At 56.2% G+C, this 23482-nt stretch carries 25 protein-coding genes and 2 tRNA genes; 13 read left to right on the forward strand and 14 right to left on the reverse strand.

Features of this window, described 5'->3' with window-relative positions; genetic code table 11:
- Both J2X72_RS13495 and J2X72_RS13500 read right to left on the reverse strand, forming a co-directional pair.
- Positions 1 to 447, reverse strand: a complete 447-nt coding sequence (locus J2X72_RS13495) for a hypothetical protein (RefSeq protein ID WP_210002126.1) — start codon at positions 445 to 447, stop codon at positions 1 to 3.
- A gap of 69 nt (positions 448 to 516) precedes the next feature.
- Positions 517 to 1365 (reverse strand): 23S rRNA (adenine(2030)-N(6))-methyltransferase RlmJ, encoded by an 849-nt coding sequence (locus J2X72_RS13500; RefSeq protein WP_210002129.1) that lies wholly within the window; start codon positions 1363 to 1365, stop codon positions 517 to 519.
- Positions 1366 to 1528: 163 nt separating this feature from the next.
- Here J2X72_RS13500 and J2X72_RS13505 point away from each other — a divergent pair, with 163 nt between their 5' ends.
- Both J2X72_RS13505 and J2X72_RS13510 read left to right on the forward strand, forming a co-directional pair.
- Complete coding sequence (locus tag J2X72_RS13505) at positions 1529 to 2371, forward strand: EamA family transporter (RefSeq protein ID WP_210002130.1); 843 nt, start codon at positions 1529 to 1531, stop codon at positions 2369 to 2371.
- A gap of 88 nt (positions 2372 to 2459) precedes the next feature.
- Entirely contained in the window at positions 2460 to 3257 is a 798-nt protein-coding gene (locus J2X72_RS13510) for a hypothetical protein (protein ID WP_210002132.1), read from the forward strand.
- A gap of 10 nt (positions 3258 to 3267) precedes the next feature.
- Here the strand turns inward: J2X72_RS13510 and J2X72_RS13515 are convergent, their stop codons facing one another.
- Entirely contained in the window at positions 3268 to 3915 is a 648-nt protein-coding gene (locus J2X72_RS13515) for a glutathione S-transferase family protein (RefSeq protein ID WP_310072678.1), read from the reverse strand.
- Between the two features lie 125 nt (positions 3916 to 4040).
- Here J2X72_RS13515 and J2X72_RS13520 point away from each other — a divergent pair, with 125 nt between their 5' ends.
- Positions 4041 to 6152, forward strand: coding sequence for a molybdopterin oxidoreductase family protein (locus tag J2X72_RS13520; protein WP_310072680.1), 2112 nt, complete (start codon positions 4041 to 4043; stop codon positions 6150 to 6152).
- On the opposite strand, the gene purN is transcribed toward J2X72_RS13520, so the two are convergent.
- Both purN and purM read right to left on the reverse strand, forming a co-directional pair.
- Positions 6149 to 6766, reverse strand: a complete 618-nt coding sequence (purN, locus tag J2X72_RS13525) for a phosphoribosylglycinamide formyltransferase (protein WP_310072681.1) — start codon at positions 6764 to 6766, stop codon at positions 6149 to 6151. The genes J2X72_RS13520 and purN overlap by 4 nt on opposite strands.
- A complete protein-coding gene (gene purM, locus J2X72_RS13530; RefSeq protein ID WP_310072683.1) occupies positions 6763 to 7848 on the reverse strand; it encodes a phosphoribosylformylglycinamidine cyclo-ligase in 1086 nt (361 codons plus the stop codon). The genes purN and purM overlap by 4 nt, the downstream gene beginning before the upstream one ends.
- A gap of 179 nt (positions 7849 to 8027) precedes the next feature.
- On the opposite strand from purM, the gene J2X72_RS13535 reads away from it, so the two are divergent.
- The 3 genes from J2X72_RS13535 to hdaA are packed head-to-tail and all read left to right on the forward strand — an operon-like array spanning position 8028 to position 10471.
- A complete protein-coding gene (locus J2X72_RS13535) occupies positions 8028 to 8582 on the forward strand; it encodes a CDP-alcohol phosphatidyltransferase family protein (protein WP_310072685.1) in 555 nt (184 codons plus the stop codon).
- Positions 8557 to 9744, forward strand: coding sequence for an AI-2E family transporter (locus J2X72_RS13540; protein WP_210002144.1), 1188 nt, complete (start codon positions 8557 to 8559; stop codon positions 9742 to 9744). Before J2X72_RS13535 ends, J2X72_RS13540 begins: the two co-directional genes overlap by 26 nt.
- Before the next feature lie 34 nt (positions 9745 to 9778).
- Entirely contained in the window at positions 9779 to 10471 is a 693-nt protein-coding gene (hdaA, locus tag J2X72_RS13545; protein WP_310072687.1) for a DnaA regulatory inactivator HdaA, read from the forward strand.
- 104 nt (positions 10472 to 10575) lie between these two features.
- Here hdaA and J2X72_RS13550 read toward each other — a convergent pair whose 3' ends face one another.
- Both J2X72_RS13550 and J2X72_RS13555 read right to left on the reverse strand, forming a co-directional pair.
- Positions 10576 to 10959: a YciI family protein gene (locus tag J2X72_RS13550; protein WP_210002148.1), complete on the reverse strand. Its 384-nt coding sequence runs from the start codon at positions 10957 to 10959 to the stop codon at positions 10576 to 10578.
- Positions 10960 to 11050: 91 nt separating this feature from the next.
- Positions 11051 to 11812, reverse strand: a complete 762-nt coding sequence (locus J2X72_RS13555; RefSeq protein WP_310072688.1) for a potassium channel family protein — start codon at positions 11810 to 11812, stop codon at positions 11051 to 11053.
- Positions 11813 to 12038: 226 nt separating this feature from the next.
- Here J2X72_RS13555 and J2X72_RS13560 point away from each other — a divergent pair, with 226 nt between their 5' ends.
- Positions 12039 to 12620, forward strand: a complete 582-nt coding sequence (locus J2X72_RS13560) for an HdeD family acid-resistance protein (protein WP_310072690.1) — start codon at positions 12039 to 12041, stop codon at positions 12618 to 12620.
- A gap of 152 nt (positions 12621 to 12772) precedes the next feature.
- Positions 12773 to 13774, forward strand: coding sequence for a diguanylate cyclase domain-containing protein (locus J2X72_RS13565; RefSeq protein WP_310072691.1), 1002 nt, complete (start codon positions 12773 to 12775; stop codon positions 13772 to 13774).
- A gap of 14 nt (positions 13775 to 13788) precedes the next feature.
- Here the strand turns inward: J2X72_RS13565 and yghU are convergent, their stop codons facing one another.
- Positions 13789 to 14664: a glutathione-dependent disulfide-bond oxidoreductase gene (gene yghU, locus J2X72_RS13570; RefSeq protein WP_210002154.1), complete on the reverse strand. Its 876-nt coding sequence runs from the start codon at positions 14662 to 14664 to the stop codon at positions 13789 to 13791.
- Between the two features lie 310 nt (positions 14665 to 14974).
- Between yghU and J2X72_RS13575 the strand changes: the two genes are divergently transcribed.
- From J2X72_RS13575 to J2X72_RS13585, 3 genes are all read left to right on the forward strand, one after another.
- Positions 14975 to 15051 (forward strand) — tRNA-Pro (locus tag J2X72_RS13575).
- Between the two features lie 76 nt (positions 15052 to 15127).
- Positions 15128 to 15433, forward strand: a complete 306-nt coding sequence (locus J2X72_RS13580; protein WP_112527958.1) for an ETC complex I subunit — start codon at positions 15128 to 15130, stop codon at positions 15431 to 15433.
- Positions 15434 to 15487: 54 nt separating this feature from the next.
- Positions 15488 to 15564: transfer RNA gene (locus J2X72_RS13585), tRNA-Arg, on the forward strand.
- A 95-nt stretch (positions 15565 to 15659) separates the two neighbouring features.
- Here the strand turns inward: J2X72_RS13585 and J2X72_RS13590 are convergent.
- Both J2X72_RS13590 and J2X72_RS13595 read right to left on the reverse strand, forming a co-directional pair.
- Positions 15660 to 16877, reverse strand: a complete 1218-nt coding sequence (locus J2X72_RS13590) for an epoxide hydrolase family protein (RefSeq protein WP_405044711.1) — start codon at positions 16875 to 16877, stop codon at positions 15660 to 15662.
- A 1078-nt stretch (positions 16878 to 17955) separates the two neighbouring features.
- Positions 17956 to 18165: a hypothetical protein gene (locus J2X72_RS13595; protein ID WP_310072696.1), complete on the reverse strand. Its 210-nt coding sequence runs from the start codon at positions 18163 to 18165 to the stop codon at positions 17956 to 17958.
- Positions 18166 to 18343: 178 nt separating this feature from the next.
- Between J2X72_RS13595 and J2X72_RS13600 the strand changes: the two genes are divergently transcribed.
- Positions 18344 to 19000, forward strand: a complete 657-nt coding sequence (locus tag J2X72_RS13600) for a phytochelatin synthase family protein (protein ID WP_310072698.1) — start codon at positions 18344 to 18346, stop codon at positions 18998 to 19000.
- A gap of 5 nt (positions 19001 to 19005) precedes the next feature.
- Here J2X72_RS13600 and J2X72_RS13605 read toward each other — a convergent pair whose 3' ends face one another.
- Both J2X72_RS13605 and J2X72_RS13610 read right to left on the reverse strand, forming a co-directional pair.
- On the reverse strand, positions 19006 to 19515 hold the full coding sequence (locus tag J2X72_RS13605) for a GNAT family N-acetyltransferase (RefSeq protein WP_310072700.1): 510 nt from the start codon (positions 19513 to 19515) through the stop codon (positions 19006 to 19008).
- 86 nt (positions 19516 to 19601) lie between these two features.
- On the reverse strand, positions 19602 to 20234 hold the full coding sequence (locus tag J2X72_RS13610) for a LysE family translocator (protein WP_210002164.1): 633 nt from the start codon (positions 20232 to 20234) through the stop codon (positions 19602 to 19604).
- A 161-nt stretch (positions 20235 to 20395) separates the two neighbouring features.
- Between J2X72_RS13610 and J2X72_RS13615 the strand changes: the two genes are divergently transcribed.
- Positions 20396 to 21385 carry an MlaD family protein gene (locus J2X72_RS13615; protein ID WP_210002166.1) on the forward strand — a complete coding sequence of 330 codons (990 nt, stop codon included), beginning with the start codon at positions 20396 to 20398 and terminating at the stop codon, positions 21383 to 21385.
- A 1051-nt stretch (positions 21386 to 22436) separates the two neighbouring features.
- Here J2X72_RS13615 and J2X72_RS13620 read toward each other — a convergent pair.
- Together J2X72_RS13620 and J2X72_RS13625 are read right to left on the reverse strand one after the other, a co-directional pair.
- Positions 22437 to 22922 carry a hypothetical protein gene (locus J2X72_RS13620; RefSeq protein WP_310072701.1) on the reverse strand — a complete coding sequence of 162 codons (486 nt, stop codon included), beginning with the start codon at positions 22920 to 22922 and terminating at the stop codon, positions 22437 to 22439.
- Positions 22923 to 23073: 151 nt separating this feature from the next.
- A complete protein-coding gene (locus J2X72_RS13625; RefSeq protein WP_210002170.1) occupies positions 23074 to 23400 on the reverse strand; it encodes a hypothetical protein in 327 nt (108 codons plus the stop codon).
- Between the last annotated feature and the right edge of the window lie 82 nt (positions 23401 to 23482).

Below are 23482 nucleotides of genomic sequence, written 5' to 3' on the forward strand. Positions count from 1 at the left end.
TTAGTAAAGCGTGCGGCAATTGCCGTTGTAGACGTGCCAGCGATCAAATCCGGAAACGCAGAATTCAACATTGTTGCCGATGCCGACGAAACCTTGGCCTTCTTCGACCAGATACCAAACCGGACGTTGATCACCGTCCGAGAGATGTGCAGTCGCGCGGCAGTAATGGCGCGCCACGGCATCCATGTCCGGATCGCGGCTAGGCTCAAAGTGAGTCAAGCGCACGTCGGTGAAATCTTGAATCCCGACTTGAGGCAGGTTTGGTACATGCCTTACCTGATAGGAAAATCTGTTGATGATGCGATTGAGGACGCGCGCCTGCCCGCACGTATCGTCATAACCGGGTCCGCTTTCCACATAGTCTGCTGCCCGCGCCGGAGCGGCAGCCGATGCCAGCGCGACGCCCACGGCGAAGCTTGCAGCAAGAAACGATGATACGCGTGTCATAGGATCACTCTCCGTGAAATCTCGTTGGTCGCAATCTCAACCAGCCGTTGCCTTCGGTCAAGCGACAAGTTACTCGCCGCGTATCCATTCGAGCGTGAAACCTGCATTCTGTTCTTCACTGAGGATTTTCGACAACGCTGGCAGCACGATGCGCAGTTCGCTATCGAGCGTAAAGGGTGGGTTGATGACGATCATGCCGGTGCCATCCATCCGCGGTTCCGGCGAGGCTGGGCGAATCATGAGTTCGGTCCGCAATATCTTGGGGATGCCGGTATTGTGCAGCGCGGCTACAAACCGCCGGACTTCTTGCCGGTCCTTGACTGGGTACCACAAAGCGAAGGTTCCACCGGAAAAGCGCTTGTGCGCCCGCACCAGCCCGTCGACGAGACGGTCGAATTCACCCGACACCTCGAACGGTGGATCGACGAGGACAAGCCCGCGTTTTTCCTTCGGCGGCACGTGCGCGCCGAGCGCCAGCCAGCCGTCCAGCTTGGTCACACGGACTTGCACATCGCCCTCGAACGTCTCGGTCAACAACGCGGCATCTTCCGGATGCAATTCCAGCGCGGAAAGCCGGTCCTGCCGCCGCAGAAGATGCCGCACGATCAGCGGCGACCCCGGATAGTGTCGGATCTCTCCATCCGCATTTTCGGCGCGTACAATATCGAGATAGGGCTGGATGAGTTCCGCAACCTTGGCGTCGATCGTGGCGTCGAGCAGCCGTCCGACGCCGTTCCGCCACTCGCCGGTCTTGCCAGCTTCGACACCGCCAAGATCGTAGCGGCCTATGCCCGCATGGGTATCGATAACGCGAAAGGCTTGCTCCTTGCGTTGGAGATAGAGCACAATTCGCGTCAGGATGATGTGTTTGACCACGTCGGCAAAATTGCCGGCATGATAGGCGTGGCGGTAGTTCATGCTGGGCTTCTCTCATGGCGCGAGCCGGGTCGCAAGCGGGCTTGGTACTTCTTCATTTTCTTTGATGTTGAACTCCAGCTTATCGAATTTGCCATCTGTCGCAAATCTGTCATACAGCGCATCAGGCACACTCGTATCGCTGGCGTGCTGCGGGTGAGCAATAATGTCCGGAACCGTCGTCCTCCTCGTTCTGTTTGCAGCACTCATGCATGCAAGCTGGAATGCCGTTGTCAAATCCGAGGGCAACAAGTTCCTGAACACTGTCGTCGTCGTCACGTCTGCCGGCATCATCGCGGCCATCTGCCTGCCATTTTTAACACCGCCAGCCCGCGAAAGCTGGCCTTTCCTCGCCGCTTCCGGTGTCGCGCAGGTCATCTATCTTGCGCTGGTCGCGGCGGCGTATCGCAGCGGTGATATGAGCCAGGCTTATCCGATCATGCGCGGCACTGCGCCCTTGATCGTTGCCATCGCCAGCGGTCCATTGATCGGCGAAGTGCTTTCCGTGCAAAAGTGGGCGGGAATTGCGCTCATCTGTGGCGGCGTCCTTGCACTGGCGCTGGAGTCGCGGCGGCGCGCCGGCTCAAATCGCGCCACCACCATCCTTGCGCTCATCAACGCCGTTGTGATTGCGTCCTATACGCTGATCGACGGCGTTGGAGTTCGTCACTCGGGCGCTCCGGCTTCCTATACGATGTGGGTGTTTGTGCTGAATGCGGTGCCGTTGTTCGTCTGGACGATGATCATGCGCCCGGGTGAATTGTGGCCGCATTTCCTCAAGCGAACCCGTCTTGCAACGATCGGCGGCGTAGGCACGCTTGGCTCCTACGGCCTCGCGCTTTGGGCCATGACCATGGCGCCAGTTGCTGCGGTTGCCGCTCTACGGGAAACGGCGATCCTGTTTGCAGTGGCTATTTCGGCATTCATTCTCAAGGAAAGCGTCGGGCCGAAGCGCCTTGCGGCTGTAGCTTTGATCGCAATGGGTGCCGCGGTCATGCGCCTGGCTTAAATTTTTGTAATCTACTGGCAAACATTGGATGTGCGCCCTATCTGCGGGTACGCATTTTTGCGCGGGCCTATTCAGACTTGGATAAATCTTGGATATTTGCACCTTCTGGTTCGGTCCCTCTCTTCGTTTTGTTGACCGAATATGTCTGGCATCAATGCTCTTGGCAGGGCATCGCGTAAAGCTTTTTTCGTTCGGCAAGATTGATAACATACCGGCTGGCATCGAAGTTCACGATGCCGGGCAGATCCTTTCCCGTGACACCTTCGCGCGAATCAACCGTAATTTTCCGGCCACGACACCCGGTGTTTCGATCCTCCAGTTCAGCGATCTGTTCCGGGTGATGTTGATGAAATACGACCAGGGAGCTTGGCTCGATACGGATGTTTACCTGTTCAAACCGTTTCTCCCTGCACCGGACAAACCATATCTCGCGCATGATACTCTGACGAGGCTCGGCGTTTCCGCGCTATATCTGCCAATGGGTAATCCTATCATCGCCGATTTTGTCGCCTATATCCAGGGAACCGAGGTTCTCCCCGATTGGCTCGGCTTTCACCGTCGGGTGATCAAGCCGGCCCTGGCCCGCTGGAACGGCAAAGAAGTTACGACGGCAATGATCGGCCATACCGTCTTTGGCAATGACGGCATCTCACGTCTGGCACGCCGGCACGGTTTTTTCACAGAAGCTGCTCCGAAACAAAGTTTCTACTATTGGACGGGTCGGGATGCACTTCGCATATTCGACCCGAGATACGGCTTGGAACCGACACGTCACAAAGACTTCATCGGGTTCCATATTCATAAGAAGAAGCCGACAGATCTGCCTGCAGAGCCGGGAAGTTTCTATCATTGGGCGATTGAGCGGGTGCAGCACCTGCTCGTTTGAACAAAGAGCGCTACTCCGGCCGCATGTGGAAATAGGGCTGTGCTTCCTCCAAGGCTCTCGCAAAGGATGGCCGGTTCATCAGTCTGTCCAGATAACGCGATACGTTCGGATGTTCGCCACCGAGCGGGACCGTCAGATTGGCATAGAAAAGTGCCGGTGAAGCCGCACAGTCCGCCATTGTGTAATGATCGCCAGTCGCCCAAACGGTGTTCGAAAGTTCCTTTTCCAGAATGCCATAGGCAACCGTGAGTTTCTTTTTGCACTCGTTGACTCCGAACGCGTCGTTCTGGCCCTCCGGCCGGAAATTATCAGTCACGATCTTCTGCATCGGCACCTGGACATGCAGATCGAAAAATCTGTCGAGCTGCCGCGCCCTGAATGCCGGCTCGATATCGGCTGGGAGCATCTGCGCTTTCCCCGGATAATGCAGGTCGAGATATTCGATGATCAGGCTGGATTCAGGAATCGTCTTGCCGCGCGCGTCGTCCCGGAGGACTGGAAATTGCCGGATCGGCCAGACCTCGGTGAAGCTCGCGCTTGCCACCGGGTCCATGAAATCAACGACATCCTTCTCGAAGGACAGGTCTTTCTCATAAAGCGCGGTCAGCACCTTCATGCAGAATGACGATAGCGGATGATAATACAGCCTCAGCGACATTTCATTCCTCCCGAGATGAAACTAAAGTAGTTGCTTAACTATCAGCGCATCGTGCGGGCGTCAAGCTTGTCACCAAGACAAAAAGCAGCATTTGTGACAGCCGGAATTTGCGCTATGCATATCCCATGAACAAACCTGTCCTGCTCCGCACGGGCCATTCCGCCTGTCCCCACGACTGCCCTTCGACCTGCGCCCTTGATATCGAGATACTCGATACGGGACATATCGGCCGCGTGCGCGGTGCGAAAGAGAATAGCTACACGGCTGGCGTCATCTGCGCCAAGGTAGCCCGCTATGCCGAGCGCATTCATCACCCTGAACGGCTGCTGAAACCCGTCATTCGTGCCGGCGCCAAAGGCGAGGGCATATGGAAAGAGGCGAGTTGGGATGCGGCGCTCGACCTGATCGCTGAACGGTTTCTGAAAGCGGAAGCCGAATACGGCTCTGAGAGTGTCTGGCCCTATTATTATGCCGGCACCATGGGGCTTGTGCAGCGCGATTCGATCCATCGCCTGCGCCACGCCAAGAAATATTCCAACCAGTTCGACAGCATTTGCACCAACCTGGCCTGGACCGGCTTTTTCGCCGGCACCGGCAAGCTCGGCGGTGTTGATCCGCGCGAAATGGCAAAGTCTGATTGTGTTGTGATCTGGGGCACCAATGCTGCGGCGACACAGGTCAATGTCATGACCCATGCCGTCCGCGCCCGCAAGGATCGCGGTGCCAAGATTGTCGCCATCGACATCTATGAGACCGCGACCGTCCGCCAGGCGGACTTGGGGCTTGTCCTCAAACCCGGAACCGACGGTGCATTTGCCTGTGCCGTCATGCACGTGCTGTTTCGCGATGGCCTTGCCGATTGGGGCTATCTCAACGCCTATACCGACGATCCGAAGGGACTCGAGCAACATTTGAAGGAGCGCACGCCGGAATGGGCCGCTGCGATCACCGGTCTCACCATCGCCGAGATCGAAGAGTTCGCCCGGCTCGTCGGCACTACCAAGCGGACATTCTTCCGTCTCGGCTATGGCTTTGCCCGCCAGCGTAACGGTGCAGTCAACATGCATGCGGCGCTGTCGATTCCGGCTGTCACCGGCGCCTGGAAATATGAGGGCGGCGGCGGCTTCCATTCGAATTCAGGTATTTTCCGCATGGACAAGCGGGAAATCGAGGGCCGTGCATTTGCCGACCCGTCAGTCCGGCACATCGACCAGTGCAAAATCGGACCGGCGCTCACCGGCGATCCGGCCGCGCTCTATGGCGGCCCGCCAGTCATGGCGATGCTGGTGCAGAATACCAACCCTGCCAATGTCGCTCCGGAACAGCGTCTGGTGAAACAAGGTATGCTGCGCGATGATCTGTTCATGGCCGTGCATGAGCAGTTTATGACCGACACCGCCAAACTAGCCGATGTCGTTCTACCGGCCACGATGTTCATGGAGCATGACGATATTTATCGCGGCGGCGGCCAGCAGCACATCGTGCTCGGTCCAAAGCTGATCGATGGTCCAGGTGAAACGCGCCCGAACCTCTATGTTATCAACGAACTTGCGAAACGCCTCGGTGTTGGTGATTTCCCCGGCTTCGATCTCGACGCAAAGACACTCATCGATAACATGATGGCAGCAAGCAATCTGCCAAGCTTCGATGTGCTGAAGGAGAGTCGCTGGCTCGACATCCAGCCGGATTTCGAAACGGCGCATTATGAAAAAGGGTTCAGCTGGCCGGATGGCAAGTTCCGTTTCAAGCCGGACTGGACCAATGGCCCGTCACCCAACCGGCCGCCGCAATCGATGGGCCTGCAAGGTCCGTTCGAAACATTGCCGCAATGGCCGGACTACTGGCAGGCAATCGAAGTTGCCGATGCGAAGCACCCCTTCCGCCTGGCGACGTCTCCCGCGCATAATTTCCTGAACTCCACCTTCTCCGAAACCCCGACTTCGGTGGTCAAGGAAAGGCGGCCGGAGCTGCTTATCCATCCGGAAGATGCGGCCGAACTCGGTATCGAAGACGGCGCGCGCGTTGAAATCGGTAATGATCGCGGCGAAGTGGTTGTGCATGCGCGCATTCAGGCTGTCACCAAGCGCGGCGTGGTAATCTCCGAAGGCATCTTTGCCAATTCGGCGTTCGAGCGAGGCGAGGGGATCAATGTCCTGACCGGCGCCGATGCTCCAGCACCCAATGGCGGTGCCGCCTTCCACGATAACAAGGTCTGGGTGCGGCTGGCGGCGAACTAGTCGGTAAAAACCGTCCGCCCTTTCTTCATCACGGCTTTGCCGCTTGCAACCATCGCGAGCGCCTGCACATAGGTTTGGTGCTCCACTGACAGCACCCGTTCGGCGAGCGTGTCGGGCGTATCGCCGGTCTTCACGGGCACGACGGTCTGGGCGATGATCGGCCCTTCGTCCATGCCAGCTGTCACGAAGTGCACCGTGCAGCCATGCACACGCATTCCGGCTTGGAGCACCTGCTCATGCGTGTGGAGGCCTTTGAACAGAGGCAGCAGGGAAGGGTGGATATTGAGCACCTTTCCTTCCCACTCAGCTACGAATTCGGGCGAGATAATTCTCATGTAACCCGCAAGGCAGACGATATCGGCCCTCGCTGTCTCCAGCGCTTGGGAAACAGCCTTTTCATGCTCGCGTTTCGATGCAAAATCGCGGTGGGGAATGGCAAAGGCCGCAATGCCTTGCGCCCGTGCTGCTTCCAGCCCGCCAGCGTCTGTCTTGTTGGCGATAACCGCAACGATTTCCGCCGGATAATCTGCGTTCTTTGCGGCTTCGATCAGCGCACTCATATTCGAGCCGCGTCCGGATATCAGGATGGCGACACGTTTCTTTGATGTGTTCACAGCGCCAGCGTGCCCTGATAGACGACCCCGGCATCGGTGCGTGCGACCATCGTGCCGAGCCGCACAGGCTGTTCGCCCTGTGCGTTCAGAGCCGCAAGCACCGCATCGGCATTGTCGGACGCCACAACGGCAATCATCCCGATACCGCAATTGAACGTCCGCAGCATTTCATCGCGCTCGACGCCTCCCGTCTTTGCCAGCCACGAAAACACGGGCGGAACCTTGATGGCCGACAAGTCGATGCTTGCGGTCAGGTTCTCGGGCAGCACGCGCGGAATATTGTCCGGGAACCCGCCGCCGGTAATATGCGCCAGCGCTTTTATCGCGCTGGTTTCGCGAATGGCGGCAAGCAGCGGCTTCACATAGATTCGCGTCGGCGTCAGCAGCGCTTGCCCCAGCGTCGTGCCGGTCTTGAATGGCGCGTCGGCGTCCCAGCCGAGGCCCGAAAGCTCGACGATGCGCCGCACCAGTGAAAATCCGTTGGAGTGAACACCGGAGGAGGCGAGACCGAGAATGACATCGCCCTCGGCAATGTCACCGGACGGCAGCAATTGATTGCGCTCGGCTGCGCCCACGGCAAAGCCGGCAAGGTCATAATCCCCGTCGCGGTACATGCCGGGCATTTCCGCCGTCTCACCGCCGATCAGCGCACAACCGGCCTGCAGGCAGCCTTCGGCAATCCCGCTGACGATAGCCGCGCCCTGATCCGGATCGAGCTTGCCGGTGGCGAAATAGTCGAGGAAGAACAGCGGCTCCGCGCCTTGCACGACGAGATCATTGACGCACATGGCGACGAGGTCGATACCGACGGTGTCATGTACGCCCGCATCGATGGCGATTTTCAGCTTGGTGCCGACACCGTCATTGGCTGCAACCAGCACGGGATCGGTAAAACCTGCGGCCTTCAGGTCGAAAAGTCCGCCAAAACCACCTATTTCGCCATCAGCGCCGGGCCGGCGCGTCGAACGCACGATCGGCTTTATCTTTTCGACAAGCAGATTGCCGGCATCGATATCCACGCCGGCCTGCGCGTAGGTAAGGCCATTCTTGCCACCTTTGGCGGGCTCGTTCTTGGTATTCATGATCTGCTCCGGATTGTTGCCCGCGAAATGGCACGACTCTGGCGCTGCTGCAAGGTCTCAGTACCTCAAGGGCCAGGAAAACGCCACTTATCGACATCTTGCCTGCCGTTTGGGCTTGAGCACCACACTCATTCTCTCCATTTACGACCTGAGACACACTGCTTAAGGAAGCGGACCAGGTGACAATTCCCAATTACATCACGATCTTCCGTTTCATTCTCGTTCCGTTCATCGTGATGGCCTTGCTGTCCGGATATGTCGGAGCCGCACTGATAGGCTTCGTTGTCGCCGGTATCTCCGACGGCATCGATGGTTTCATTGCGCGGCGCTACAACCAAGGGTCAGAGCTCGGCGCCTATCTCGATCCCATCGCCGACAAACTCTTGCTGGTTTCGCTGTTCGTGGTGCTTGGTTTTGTCAAGGAATTGCCAGTCTGGCTGGTCGTCATCGTCGTTTCACGCGATATCTTCATTATAGGCGCGGTGCTCCTCGGTGCGGTCATCGGCAAACCGTTGGAAATGCATCCGCTGCTGGTGTCCAAGGCGAACACGGCGTTGCAGATTGTCCTTGTCGCCGTCACACTGGCAGATATTGCATTTGATTTTTCACTCGCCGGCATTCGCATGGTATTAGTATGGATGGTCGCCCTCTTGACCGCAGCTTCCGCGACTGCCTATCTCATGACGTGGACGAAACACATGGCGGGATATGAGCAAGAGCATAAGCAAGACTAAAACGGATCCTGTTCCGGTCGAAATCCCGGACAAGGACATTCATGTCGATATCCAGGTCACTACGCTTGGCGCGAGCGTGCGCCGCCAAGCCGTATTCTGGACAGGCGCAATGCTTTTCCTGGCGTTGTTCCTTTATATCTTCTCATCGATCCTCCTGCCTTTTGTCGCGGGACTTGTACTCGCCTATTTTCTTGATCCTGTCGCCGACCATCTCCAACGTCTCGGCCTGTCGCGTCTGCTGGCGACGATTGTCATCCTCGTCCTGTTTGTCGTCACCTTCGCGCTGCTGCTCATCATCCTTGTGCCGGTTCTCGCTTCGCAGATGAGCGATTTTATCGTGCGTTTGCCAAGTTATGTATCGCGCCTGCAGGAACTCATCGCCAATCGCGACTCGCAATGGTTGAAGGATTTCATAGGTGTCGATGCTTCGGTCATCCGCAGCAGTCTGGACTCGCTTCTCCAGCAGGGCGCCGGCTTCCTTACCACCTTGCTGCAATCGATCTGGAGTTCTGGTAAAACCTTGATCGATGTCGTGGCGTTATTCGTCGTCACGCCTGTTGTGGCGTTTTATATGCTGCTCGACTGGGACCGCATGGTTACCGAGATCGACAAGCTCGTCCCCCGTGAACACGTCCACACCGTTCGCGTCATAGCGCGCGATATGAACAAGGCCATCGCCGGTTTCGTTCGCGGGCAGGGCACGGTGTGTCTCCTTCTCGGTATCATATATGCGGTTGGTCTCACGGTTACCGGGCTGAATTTCGGCCTGCTGATCGGTCTCTTTGCCGGTCTGATCAGCTTCATTCCCTATGTCGGCTCGCTGGTCGGTCTGCTTCTGGCACTTGGCGTGGCGCTGGTGCAGTTCTGGCCCGACTACATCAATGTCCTTTATGTCGCCATTGCGTTCGGCATTGGGCAGTTCATCGAGGGCAATATTCTTCAGCCGAAGCTCGTCGGTTCGTCCGTGGGCCTCCATCCCGTCTGGCTGATGTTCGCGCTGTTCGCCTTCGGCTCGCTGCTTGGTTTCACGGGCATGCTCATCGCCGTGCCGACCGCCGCCGCCGTCGGCGTTCTCGTGCGCTTCGTCATCCATCGCTATCAGCAATCCCCGCTCTACACAGGCGACTATCGCAAAAACGAGAAGACCAAAGAAATCAGATGACAGTGCAGCGTTGCTGGCTGTATTTCATCGCTCCATGACCGATGTAAGTACACCGCGCCAGCTGCCGCTCGATCTTGGCCACGAACCGGGCTATTCCCGTGACGATCTGATCGTGTCCGCATCCAACATGGCCGCAGTGGATATTGTCGATCGCTGGCCGGCATGGATATCGCCCGTCGTCGTGTTGGCCGGTCCGACAGGCTCAGGCAAAACCCATCTTGCCGCCGTCTGGAAAGCGGAATCCGATGCCATCATTCTCGATGCGCACAGCATCGGTCACGCATCGGGTGAGAAGGGACCATTCCTGATCGACGACATCGGCTCTGGTCCCATCGACGAATCCGGCCTTTTCCACCTGATCAACACTGTGCGCCAGAGTGGCTCCAGTTTGCTGATGACCTCGCGCAAATGGCCTGCCAACTGGCCGGTGACCTTGCCGGATCTGGCCTCGCGCCTGAAAGCCGCGACGACCGTGGAAATCGGCGAGCCGGACGACATGCTGCTTTCGGGCGTTCTCTACAAGCTCTTCGCTGATCGGCAGATTGCCGTTGATCCCAATGTCATCAACTTCCTTGTCAGCCATATCGAGCGTTCGCTCTCTACTGCCAATCGCATTGTCGAACGGCTGGACCGCGTTGCACTCGAAAAAAAATCGAGGATCACCCGGGCCCTTGCCGCCAGCGTCGTCACCGCGAGCGATGAGGGGCAGGCGGCGTTTGAGCTCTAGAGCGACTCCCAGCGAGAGTGGGAACCGATTTGGCCCGGAATTGCGTAAAAACAAGCAGTTAGAGCAATTCCGTGATTCAGAACGGAATTCTCTAGTGCGCTTTGTCAACTCTCCTGTTCAGGCAGCAGCGTAGCACCCGGGCGATAGAGCAGGATTGGCCGGATTTCATAGACGGCAGTCGGATTGGCACGGCGCAAATCGCGTGCGGCCGCAACGGCGTCCTCAAGCGTCGGGCAATCCACAATGTAGAGGCCGAGCAACTGCTCTTTGGTCTCGGCAAAAGGGCCGTCGATGATCACGCCGGCGCCCTTGCCACGCAAGGTCACGGCGCGCTGTGTTGGACCAAGCCGTGCCGCCGGCCCTAAAAGCTTTTCGCGGACGAGGCGCTGATTGACCTCGAGCAGTTCAGCCATCAGCGCCGCGTCCTCCTCTTTGGTCCATGATTCGACCACTTCCTCTTCATGATAGGCCAAGATGGCATAGAACACGTTTTATCCCTCCCTTTGTCTCGGTCAAACTTCGCTAATCGGGCAGAGTCCTTTCGGAAACTCGCTGCAGTAGAGTTTTCAAAACGGGCTCTCAGCCTTCGCCCTCGTTTTCGATATTGACGATAGCCCCGCACGCTTTGCAATGCACTGCATCGGGATCATGTCGGCTGAGTCCGCAGGTCGAACAGAGATAGCGAACTTTATTTGGCCGAAACAACACTTGGGCAAGGCGCAAGAACAGCGTTACGCCAAAGATCATGATCGACACTGATATCAACCGGCCGCTCGTTCCCTCAAGCGTGATGTCTCCAAAACCCGTTGTCGTGAGGGCGGTGACGGTAAAATAGAGCGCGTCGGCATAATTGGCGATCTCGGCATTGGTCCGGTGCTGCGTCTCGTAAACCACACCCGTCATGATGAACAGGAACACCAAAAGATTGAGGACGGCGATCAAGGCATCCTCGTATTGGCGCACAAACGGAAAGTCGATGCGCAGCCGGGCGAGAACCTGATAGGTGTGAATTAGGCGAAGCGTGCGAAGAATTCGTAGAAATCCGAAACCCTCTCCGGTAACCGGGGCAAGAAAAGAGAAAACGGCGACAAAATCCGCAAGCGTGGAGGGCCGCCAGATTGACCGCATCGTCATCTCGCCGGTCGAAAAGCGGGCTATCAGATCAAGCAGTATAATCAATCCAATGCCGGTATCTGCCCACTCAATGACCTGGCTCCGCGGAAGGAAGGATGTGCCGATCACGAACAGGACAGTGGCGATATCGAAAGCCAGCAACGCATACCGGAACCGGTGTGCCCTGTTGGTGTTTCCCTCATACAGTTCCGATATCAACCTGCTCACGGCGATCCTGTCATCCCGTTCAACCTGATAAAACCATAAGGCAGAATTCGTTTGCAAATACCATCAAACGAAAATTTTGCGTACAGGAGTTATGGACGTCAGGTCGAGAGGCATCAGCCGTCGGATGTGTTACAGTTACGTACTTGTTCATCGTGGATGCAGAATTCAGAATCGCCAAATACGGCCGTTTCGGCCGCGGGTGGGGCACTGGAGAGTGGAGCAGATCATGACGATGTCGTTGGATTCGGCTGCGGAGGTTTTCCGTGCGGCCATGCGGGAAACGGTCAAGCGGTACTCGTTGTGGTACCTCATTCAAGGTGCGCTTCTTGTCGCAGCAGGCGTCCTGGCGATCATCTATCCCATTTTATCGTCGGTAGCGGTCATCATCATGTTGGGTTGGCTGTTGATCATCAGTGGCGTTGCGCAGGGCATCAGCCTGGTGGGAGCACGGCATGTGCCGCACTTTTGGCTGCAACTCATCTCCGTTTTCCTTGCCTTCCTTATCGGCTTTCTCTTCCTGCGTGATCCGGCGCAGGGCTTGTTGACGGTCACGCTTCTCCTGATCGTGTTTTTCATGATCGAAGGCATCTCGAAGATCGTCTTTGCGCTGACGATCCGCCCATTTCCCTATTGGGGCTGGGTGCTGGCCAGCGGACTCGTCGGTGTCCTGCTCTCTCTGGTGCTTTGGGCAAGCCTGCCGGTAACGGCGCTATGGCTCGTCGGATTGCTGCTCGGAATTCAACTGATCAGCGTTGGCGGTGCGCTGGCACGACTTGCCTGGCAAGTCCGGCGAAGCCCGACGGCTTGAGACGACGGAAATTCTCACCGACCTTTGACGGCTGATGGACGAAGCTTCAGCATTCTCTCATCGATTTTCTGCGAGACGAGGACACTTGACAAAGTGTATTAACAACTTTCGCGCCACTATGTCCGCTCTCGCTCTAAGCAACAGAGTTTTGTATGTCCGATGTCCCGCTGCTCGAGTCCGCCATCATTGCCCGGTTGAAAGCCGAATTACAGGCCAAAGAATGCATAATCCGCGATCAGGCCACTGCACTGGAACACAGTCGCAAAATCTTCGCACGAGCGTCGGTAGCTGCCCGGATTGGTGTGTGGGAGTGCAGCCTTCCCGACGAGACATTGCATTGGACCGACGTGGTATTCGACATCTTCGACCTGCCGCGCGGGTCGGATCTCGATCGCAGCCAGATCTTGGAATGCTATGCGGAGAACACTGTAAAAGAACTCCAGCGACGCCGTAAAAGAGCAATTGAAGATCGCAGCGGCTTCGAGATGGATGCCGAAATTATTACAGTGCAGGGCAATCGCCGCTGGATACGAATTACTGCAACGGTTGAGTCCGAAAATGACGTACCTGTTCGCATTTTCGGCATGAAACAGGACATCACCGAGCAAAAGATTTTGTTGGACCGCACGCGATATCTGGCCGACTTCGATCTGTTGACTGGACTGGCCAACCGCAGCCAGTTCCAGATGAGACTTGCAGATTTGTGTAAAATTGAGACCGGTCAAAGTCCGCGCGGCGCATTGCTCCTGATCGATCTCGACGGCTTCAAGATTATCAACGATAGCCTGGGACACCCCGTCGGCGATGAGTGCCTGAAAGAGGTCGCCAACCGCCTCCTTGCTTTATGTCATGAAACTGAGGTTGTAGCCCGAATTGGCGGCGACGAATTCGCCATTTTGCTGGGACCCCAATTTGGTCAGGATGCGATTACGGACCTTGCACGGCGGATCGTCGGTTCTGTGAGCAGACCTTTGGAGTTTTTCGGTCAGTCACCAAAGCTTGGGGCATCAGTGGGTATCGCGCTCATCGATGATAGTGTGCCGTCCGACGTCGTAAAGAATGCCGATACGGCCCTCTATGCCGCCAAAGCTGCCGGACGCAACACGTTTCAGGTTTTCGATCCGGCGCGCACTCCCGACGAAAAAGCGGCCTGAATTCCAGCTGGTAGTCAGCTTCCTTCGGCCAATTTATCCTCGGTCTTCGTTTCGAAATCGCTCGCATCGTGACGCTCGCGCAACTGGGTCGAAGGTTCGCCTGATGTGCGATTGACCATCCGGCCACGCTTGACTGCCGGGCGTTCGTCGATCTGGTTGGCCCAACGCACCACGTTCTTGTAATCCTGCACCTGCAGGAATTCCGCGCCGTCATAAAGCCGCCCTTTGACCAGTCCGCCATACCACGGCCAGACCGCAATATCAGCGATGGTGTATTCGCTGCCTCCCAAATACTCGCTTTCCGCGAGGCGGCGGTCGAGCACATCGAGCTGACGTTTTGTTTCCATGGCAAAACGGTCGATTGCATATTCGATCTTGGTCGGCGCGTAGGCGTAGAAGTGGCCGAACCCGCCTCCGAGATAAGGCGCACTCCCCATCTGCCAAAACAGCCATGACAGACATTCGGCGCGCGCCGCTGTTTCCGTTGGAAGGAACGCACCGAATTTCTCGGCGAGATAGACGAGGATAGAACCGGATTCGAAAACCCGGATAGGTTTCGGGCCACTGCGATCCACCAGAGCGGGTATTTTGGAGTTTGGGTTGATCGCCACAAATCCGCTACCGAACTGGTCGCCATCATTGATATTGATCAACCAGGCGTCATATTCCGCGCCCCGCTGGCCAAGTGCCAGCAGCTCTTCGAGCATGATAGTGACCTTCACACCATTCGGCGTACCCTGAGAATAGAGCTGAAGCGGATGGCGGCCGATGGGCAGGTCTTTCTCATGTGTCGGCCCCGCAATCGGCCGGTTGATATTTGCGAAGCGACCTCCGCTCTCTTTCGTCCAGGTCCAGACCTTTGGCGGCGTATAATCGTTGGAAGCACTCATTTGCAAACTCCGGGGGGATTCGGTGGTGAATCGCATTGACCATCGATCTAGACTTATTGCTCGTGATGACCAGAGTAACAGGTCAACTTTTGTGGTTCCTGACTTCACTTTTCTGTCAAGTTGCCACCTGACCGGCCGAGACGCGGATCGTTGACTATCGGCCAAACAAGTGAGGTTTGCAATTTATGCGGGACTTTTGGTGTGACACGCCGCCTTTGCAAACCATTCGTTCGGTTTTCTGCTTTTTTCGTGTTTTGAGCTATTGCGTTCTCAGGCCAATATCTCTAGGGACAGCAGCGTCAACAAAGGACGGAGCGTAGCGCAGCCTGGTAGCGCATCTGGTTTGGGACCAGAGGGTCGCAGGTTCGAATCCTGCCGCTCCGACCACTTTCCCAAGCAAATGCTGCTGGAACTGAATTGAAGCCTGTAATATATCGGGATTGCAGACAAAGGAATCTCTTCAATGGCAGCACGCATCTTTCGCCCGGCAAAAACCGCAATGCAATCCGGCAAGGCAAAGACCGATACCTGGACGCTTGAGTTCGAGCCGGAGCAGCCGCGCAAGATTGAACCGCTGATGGGCTATACCTCGTCGCGCGACATGAAGAGCCAGATCCGCCTGACTTTCGAGACGAAAGAAGAGGCGATCGCCTATGCGCAGAAAAATGCCATTGACTATGTCGTGCTGGAGCCCAAGGAAACACGCCGGCGTATCGTGTCCTATTCGGAAAACTTCCGCTTCGACCGCAAGCAGCCTTGGACGCATTGAAATAGCGGTTTCGATTTTTCCCGGGGAGGATCGCTCTCTGCGGGAACTCATATTGGTCCCGTAGCTCAGCTGGATAGAGCACCGGCCTTCTAAGCCGACGGTCACTGGTTCGAATCCAGTCGGGATCGCCATATTTTCAATAGATTGACTGTTGCTCGGAGAAGCCACTCGTCGGTCCATCAGATGGGACGGCGCGCCAAATGGCCGCCGTCCGCACTCCTAGAGCTCAACGCAGCGATCGAAACGCCGACCAGAGGTCTTTGGACAACAGCATCGGCTGTTCCCAAGCGGCAAAGTGACCGCCCTTCTCGACCTTGTTGTATTGGATCAGGTTCGGATACGCCTTTTCTGCCCAACTGCGCGGCGTCTGATAAAGTTCGTCCGGAAACGCGGTAACGGCGACCGGGACTTTGACACCCTTCGGAGTGAAGAAGGGAAGTTTGTTTTCCCAATATAGCCGCGCCGACGAGACGCCTGTGTTTGTCAGCCAGAACAAGGTGCAGTTGTCTAGAACATCGTCAGGCGTAAGACCCTCGGCCCGTCCATCGAATGAGCGCGCAATCATTTCAAGGCTTCGGGCGTCGTGATCGAGCAAAAAGGTTGCCAGCCCGATAGGCGAGTCGGCAAACGCGACCCCTGTCTGCGGTCGAGTTGCCATCCAGAATGCGTAGTAAACCTTCTTGTAGAAGGAGACGAGTTGGTCGTATGTGCTTTTCTCCTCGTCGCTGAGACCAGCCGGCGCCGGCGCTCCACCGAAGGCAGCCCCGTTGATGTCTTCCGGGATCGCACCGGGCATGTTGACGTGGATACCGGCCAACTCTGGTGGAGCTCGCACACCGATCATATCAGTGACGACTGAGCCCCAGTCGCCACCCTGCGCAACGAACTTCTTGTACCCGAGACGCCGCATCAACGTGATCCAAGCGTCGGCGATCCGCTCTGGTCCCCAGCCCGTTGTGGTTGGTTTGCCGGAGAAGCCGTAGCCCGGCATTGATGGAATAACCACATGGAAGGCATCCTCGGCGCGCCCGCCATATTCCGTTGGATCAGTCAATGGTCCGATGATCTTCAATTGCTCCATGATGGATCCTGGCCATCCATGGGTCACGATCACTGGAAGGGCATTTTCATGTTTCGACCGGGCATGGATGAAATGGATATCCAGCCCATCGATTTCAGTGAGATAGTTCGGCACGGCATTCAGCCGGGCCTCAGCCTTGCGCCAGTCATACTTGTCACGCCAGTGTGCCAGAACCTGCTGGACGGTTTTCAGCGGCACGCCTTGGGAGAAGTCGTCAACAGTTTCCTTCTCGGGTAAGCGGGCTTTGGACAAGCGATCGTGCAAATCCGCAAGCGCCTCATCCGAAAAATTAACTTCAAACGGTCGGAGAGCTTCAAATGTTGCTTGGTCTGCCATGGGTATGCTCCTGTTGGTCAAGGCCAAGACAAAGAGACATGTTCCTCACAAATAATGACCCCCGCAGCATCTCCCGTGCTCAGTGGACTTGGCCTGTGAAGGTGCGCGCCGTGATGCTGGTAACCAAGGTCCGAGCGGCGTGGGCTCGCACCATGGTCCGAGCCGTGGGAAAGGGCAAGGATATTCCGGTAATAAGTGCTCTGCTTCGATGAATGTCTTTGCAATGGCCCATCCATGCTCGGTGCGACGCCGGATTGAGGGTGGAAAGCGGAACTTTCCCCAACGGAATGCAGTTACAGCTCCTCATAAGGAGACATTGATATGGGTGATCCGATACCTACGCCAGAGCCAGAACCGTACCCGCCGCTGCCGGACGATCCACCGATTCCCGACCCTGATAAGCCAGGGCCCGTACGGCCATTGACGGAGCCACCGCTAATTGAAGGATGCGATGCGACATCCCTATTAAAATCCCGATCAGGCGGCGCCTGTGGGGCTAATGCTGGGTAACGAGGCGTTTGTTCCAAACTTTGGTCCGGTCGATGTCGCTGCGTGATCTTATCTGTGTCGTTGCCCTGCGATGCTTAAAAAAAGAGGCTCGGCGGAGTACATTCTGGTCGCACACTTCAACGCCGAGCCTCATGCCATTTAGGGTGGATGGCACAAGGGAATTATGTAATGATTTCCGTGAGATAACAATTAATCTGGAGCTCGATAAATCTAGTTATGACCAAAGGCCCTAAGAATAAGAGACCTTCGACCATATCCGCTGATCAGCCGCTGAGCCTGGACTGGGGCCGTTGATTTGCAACTGCGTGGAAGCCCGACCCTCCGGAACGTAAAATTGCCGGAGGATCGAGCGTCAGTCGGGTCTGCTGTGAAAAAGAAGCGGTGCCCTCTTTAGCAGGCCTCGCCGGCCCCGGGGGAGGTGCCGGCGCAACCAAAGGTACTCCCAAAACGATCGTGGCAATATGGACCAAATGCCTGCGAATGCTCAGACCAAGGTCCGGTCTGCAAATTCGCAGGTCTGATGCGATCGGGACCAGATGAGGCCGGCACCCTCTTTGGGCTACCGGCCAGAAAGATGGCCGATCAAGCGGTGGCGTTATTTGATCGCCAATCGGGTGTTGGTTTCGGCGCCCTGTGCCGCCAACTGCTCATGAGCGCTGGACTTGAAGCGGGCTTCAATATCCAGGTAGGTCGAGTAGCCGATGCCGACCAGCAGCACTATGGCCACGCCATAATCGCAAATCTTTACCAGGAATGACCGCGTGCGTCTTTCTTCAAAATCATAATGGTTGCGAAGTCTTCTCATGGCCCCACCCAGTTTCTTCTTGTTATTGGGTGAGGATTCTACTCCCGAGGGTAGTCCCGGGCAATTCACCGACGGGTAATCAGTTGGGATGAAGATCCCGCTCCGGGAACAGCCAAAATTTGCTGCGCCGGGCTCCATACGGTAGGCTTCATCCCTGCTCAATCTGCGAGTGCCGGTGATGAAACGTGGCCTTATTTTCGGTTTAGCCCTGTGCGCCGGTCTGCTGGGCGGTGCCGCTGTCTTTGTTGCCGGCCAATCCAGCGTTTCACCCAAGGCAATAGAAGCGTCGGTCATCCGTACACCGGAACTTCTAGAGCGGGCATGGCGCCTTCCGGTTGCCGCTACATTCAACTCAGACGTGACTTGGCAATCCAACGGGTCTCGCTGCGGGCCGGCAAGCATCGCAAACGCTTTCCGCTCGATTGGCGAGGAGGAAACCACGGAAGCGAAGGTTCTCGAAGGCACGGGCAAATGCTGGACCGGCTTCTGTATCATCGGGCTGACGCTGGACGAACTCGCCGAAGTCGCGCGTGCCCATACCGAGCGAAAAGTCTCGGTCATTCGCGATCTGACCGCCGAGCAGTTTCACGAGCATATGAAACACGCCAATGATCCGGATCGCCGCTACATCGTCAACTTTGCCCGGGAAGAGATTTTCGGCGGCGGTAGCGGTCATCATTCGCCGATCGGCGGATATCTGGAGGCGGAGGATGCGGTTTTTGTTCTCGACGTGAACGAAAACTACAAGCCTTGGCTGATCAAGCGAGAACGATTGTTCAAGGCGATGGATACGCTGGATGGCGACAGGAAGCGCGGGCTGCTACTCATACAATGAATAATCTATGTCCATTCAACCCAAAGCGTTTCGCGTTTCGACATGTCGAGAACCGTTGCGTGACGGTCCAGTATCGCCCGCAGACAGGGGCCGATCCGCTCCTCTGGCATGGGTCCAAAGCCAAATTTGCGAAACCACGGACCGTTCCAGCGCGGCGCCCGGAAGGTCGTCAACATGACGCCGGACAGGTTTGAATCTTTGGCACGCGATTCAACCACGTCGAGAAATGCTGCGCCCACACCGCTTCCGGAGAAATCGGCAGCGACCATGATGCTGGCAATGTACATCAAGCCGTCGAGCGGCTGCATAAGGACATAGCCGACGCATTTTCCATCGATTTCGGCGACGACTGTTTCACCACGCAGAAAGCGTTCTGGGGCGATAGACGGAGCGTCCACCATCATCTCGAGACCGTCCCATCCGGCATAACGCAAACGCGCGGATTTCTCGATCGATCGCAACGTTTCGATTTCTTCGAAGCGCAATGGCCGCAGGTTGAGGTCGTGATGGTCCATTGTGAATTTCCCGGCGCGCAGAATCAAAGGAATCATAAGACTCCTTCATGACAGCTGCGCGTCGGGTAATTATTTCGGTGTAACTTCTATGCGCTCGCCCGTCGATAGAATGCGAGCGAACCGGCGAGGGCGAGCAATGCGCCGCCGCAGATCCTGTCTAGCCAGAGCGCACCGGATTTTTTCAAGAGGCGCACTGCACGCGAACCCAGAACGGCGTAACCGAACATGACGGCAAAATCGATCAGCGCGAAGGTCGCCGCCAGTGCCAGATACTGCGGTAACTGCGGCAATTCCGGTCTGACGAACTGCGGAAGAAACGCCGAGAAAAACAGATATCCCTTCGGATTTGTTACAGCGACGAAGAAACTCTTCAGAAATATTGCTCGCGATGACGAACCTGCGCTACTGCCTCCCGTATGCAAGACATCCAGCGTTCCCTTTGACCGCAACAGCATGACACCGAGGAAGGTGAGGTAGCCGACGCCGATCCACTTGACGATGGCGAACCAGAATTCCGACGCAGCGAGGAGGGCGCCGAGCCCTAGCGCTACCGCGCCGATGAGGACGAAATCCGACAGCACCGCGCCGGCCATACCGAGACAAGCGGCCTTGATTCCGAATCGCGAGCCGTTCGTCAGCGCCAGCAGAACTGTCGGCCCTGGTGTTGCGATGCCGATGAATGACACCAATGCAAATGCCAAAATCGTCAAGTTCGTCATGACCCGCTCCCCGCCCATCCACTAGCATCAAACATCATTCTCTTTTTTCGGTTGTGAACTCAAGGCGCTGGTCGCGGATTATTGGTTCGCCATTGATTTGCCGTCCCTTGAAGCGATAATGAGTGGATCACTCATGATCGCGGAGTCGCCTCAAAGAATCGATGGAAACCAAGGCCAACTATCTTCTCGTTACGGTTTTCAGCCTTGTGGTCTGTGCGCTGGCGTTTGGTTTCTTTTACTGGGTCGGCCGTTATGGCGATACGCGGGAAACGTCGACGCTGGAAATCAGGGTTCCAGGTTCCGTCACGGGCCTTGCCGCGAACAGCCCGGTATTCTTCAACGGCCTGAAGGTCGGTGAGGTGAAGCGTCTCTTTATCGATTCGACCAATCCGGACGCCGTTATCGTTCAGACCGCGATTGACTCGACTACGCCGATCACGCGCTCGACCGTGGCAACGCTTGCCTTCGAAATCTTGGCCGGACAGGCGCGTATCGAGTTGACGGGCGGTAAGGCCTATGAGCCCAGGCTTCTGGAAGAGGCGGACAAGGAGGACACGATCGCGCGTATGGACGTCGATCCGTCGTCGCTAAAGACGCTGGTACAGACTGCGCAGGACTGGATCGACCGTGTCGACAAGGCGACGACCGCCACGGAGGAATACGTCGCAAAAACGCGCGGGCCGCTGCTCGCGAGCATCCGCCAGGCCAAGGAATTTACCGACGGCCTTGCCGGCAAAACCGAAATGATCAACGAATATGGCCAAAAGGCCCGTAGCGTCGGGGAACTCATGAATGATGCGCGCGATGTCATCTCGCGGGTCAACAAGGCTTCTGTGCGCGTCGATGAAACATTGGCCAAGGTCGACAAGCAGCTTTCGGACGACAAGGACAGCGTGGCCAGCGAAATACGCTCCAAGCTTCAATCCTATCAGCTGCAAGCCAAGAACTTGAATACCCAGCTCGTCGCCGTCCTTAACAATCTCAGCAATTGGACGGGTCAACCGCTAAAAAATGCGCAGCGCTTCATCTCGAATAGCCGGCGTACGGTCGAAGGTATTGATCGCAGCGTTTCCGAAATCGCGGATGATCCGCACAAATATTTCTTCGGGCCCACCCGTACCGCCCCCGAATACAAAGCGGCCCCGCGATAGAAATTCAGGAAAAATACATTCCCACAGCGTAGCTGCCGACGGCCAGAAGAACCATGATCATTGCTGGCGGCCAGTACAGATAGAACTTCATTCCATTGTCGGCTGCGTACCCGTTTTCATCATTCGACGGGGTATATGTCATTGTTGCAGGGGACTTCGCCCTCTTGTTAAAGCTCGTTAACGACACAAGAATTCACCTTCCGAACTGGCGGCCTAAATACAGGACAATTGGTATGATGATCAAAAAGATTATGAGATAGCCCCAGATGGACGTCATGTAGGGCGCATAATCTTCCTTTTCCTTTTTTTCATCCTCTTCCATTGGTGCCTCCCACATCTGCCAATGAAAACAGTGATTAAGAGGACTTCGAGCCGCGATAAACTACGGCTTTGATCGCATCAGGCCATAGCGGCAGTGCGAAAACAACTTAGTAATTTTGGCTATAGAGCTAGCTCGAAAGCACTTCATAGGATCAATCCTTATCCGTGAGCCCGGATAAGGATGCGGTGAGTCCGCCGTGCAGGCAAGCCGGATGGTCTAATGTGTCTTCCAGGGGACAAAAGTAACATCGTAAATACAAAAAGATCGCTGCAGCACGGCCACGGCGATCTTCATGTCAATCCTGCCGTGACTCCGTCGCGGGCTATTTCGTATGCTGCTTAAAACGCCGATGTGCAAAGCCGCCTTTGGCTCGTCTCAGGATGTCCGAAAGCCTGTTGGGGCTGGTAGGCTTTTTTGGCATTTCTTCGCGGACTTTTTGTAAAATCTGCGGTGTAGCGCAGCAGGCATTGTGGGGGGTATGAAGCGTCACGTCTCCCATTTGTCACTCCCTTAGAGAACAATTGACCTAGCGGGCTTATCCGAAAGGCTGAAAGCAATTCCTTCGCTTAAGCTGATAGGTGTACGCTTAGTTTTGCGGTTATTCAACTGGATTTGCAGGGCGGGGTAGTCGTGTCTGCGTTTGCCGATCATCAACATGCTGTGAAACAAGCGGCGTTGCTTGAAAAGGACACCGCTTGCCTCTGTTTCGCAGAGCTGAAGGCTTCGGTATCAGGCGTAAATCGGGTGAAACCTTCGCAGCGAAAGAAAGCCCGCGATTACGAACAAAACCAGCAAAATACCCTGAGCAATCGCGAACGGTGGTTCTGACCCTGTCGGAGCAAGTGCGTTGAGTGCGGGTATCTTCTGGAACGACTGCGCAATGAGAACAAAGCAATTCAGATAGAGCGACACGATTGCGCTGACCACATAGATCAAGCGCCAGAAACCGGCAAGACGATAGACATAGAGCGCAACGATGGCCGCGATGAGGAAGATCATCGATATGATACCCACCCCTATGGCCGGCGTGAAGCCGCTATAGGGAAAAAGGAAGCCGGTTACGCTCGTGGCTACTGTCGTTATCAGGAAGATCAACGTCCAGCCTTCCTTCCTGTCGGAGCCGATAAGACCCGCCAGAACAATCAGCCCTGAAACAATGCCGATCAGGCTTAGAATCACATGGAAAAGTGTAAAAGGCGTCATACCGAAGATCATGTTCGTGCCCCCAAGTTGCGATCCATCCGTTCTTTTGAATCCGGATATGGCAACACGAAACAATGTTTGCGGCCGGTTGTAAATCCGTCTGTTTGCGAAGAAAATATGAGAAAACAACTCAATAATTCTTCAACAATCAACGGATGTTGATTTATCCAGTGCATTTCCGGCGGTCTATTGATCGGGTCATTGAATCGGCTTGTCCCTGCAAGGCGCCGGCCTGCTTCTGGTTGGCTGTTCGATAATCGGGCAGGAAGGGACCGAAACCGGTGATCACATTCGGGTCCTGGTAGCCGCGGCCGTTCGTAAGCCGGCTGATCTCGGCCACAGCCTGGTTGCGTTGCGCCACAAGGGCGGGGCAGGCGACATTGTCATAACGCAAGGATGAAATTTTTTCATTATCAAGCTGGCTTTGAATGCCTGCGCAGCCCGAGAGCAGAGCGGAAAGAATGATCACCTTAAGGTGCCTTGTCGTCATGGGCCAATATCCTCACCGGATCATGTCGCGCAAAAGCGTGCAGCGGTTTCGCGCTAACGACTTGCGTGAAAATCAAAGATCT

It is taken from the genome of Phyllobacterium sp. 1468, from assembly GCF_031455525.1.
Taxonomy (GTDB): domain Bacteria; phylum Pseudomonadota; class Alphaproteobacteria; order Rhizobiales; family Rhizobiaceae; genus Phyllobacterium.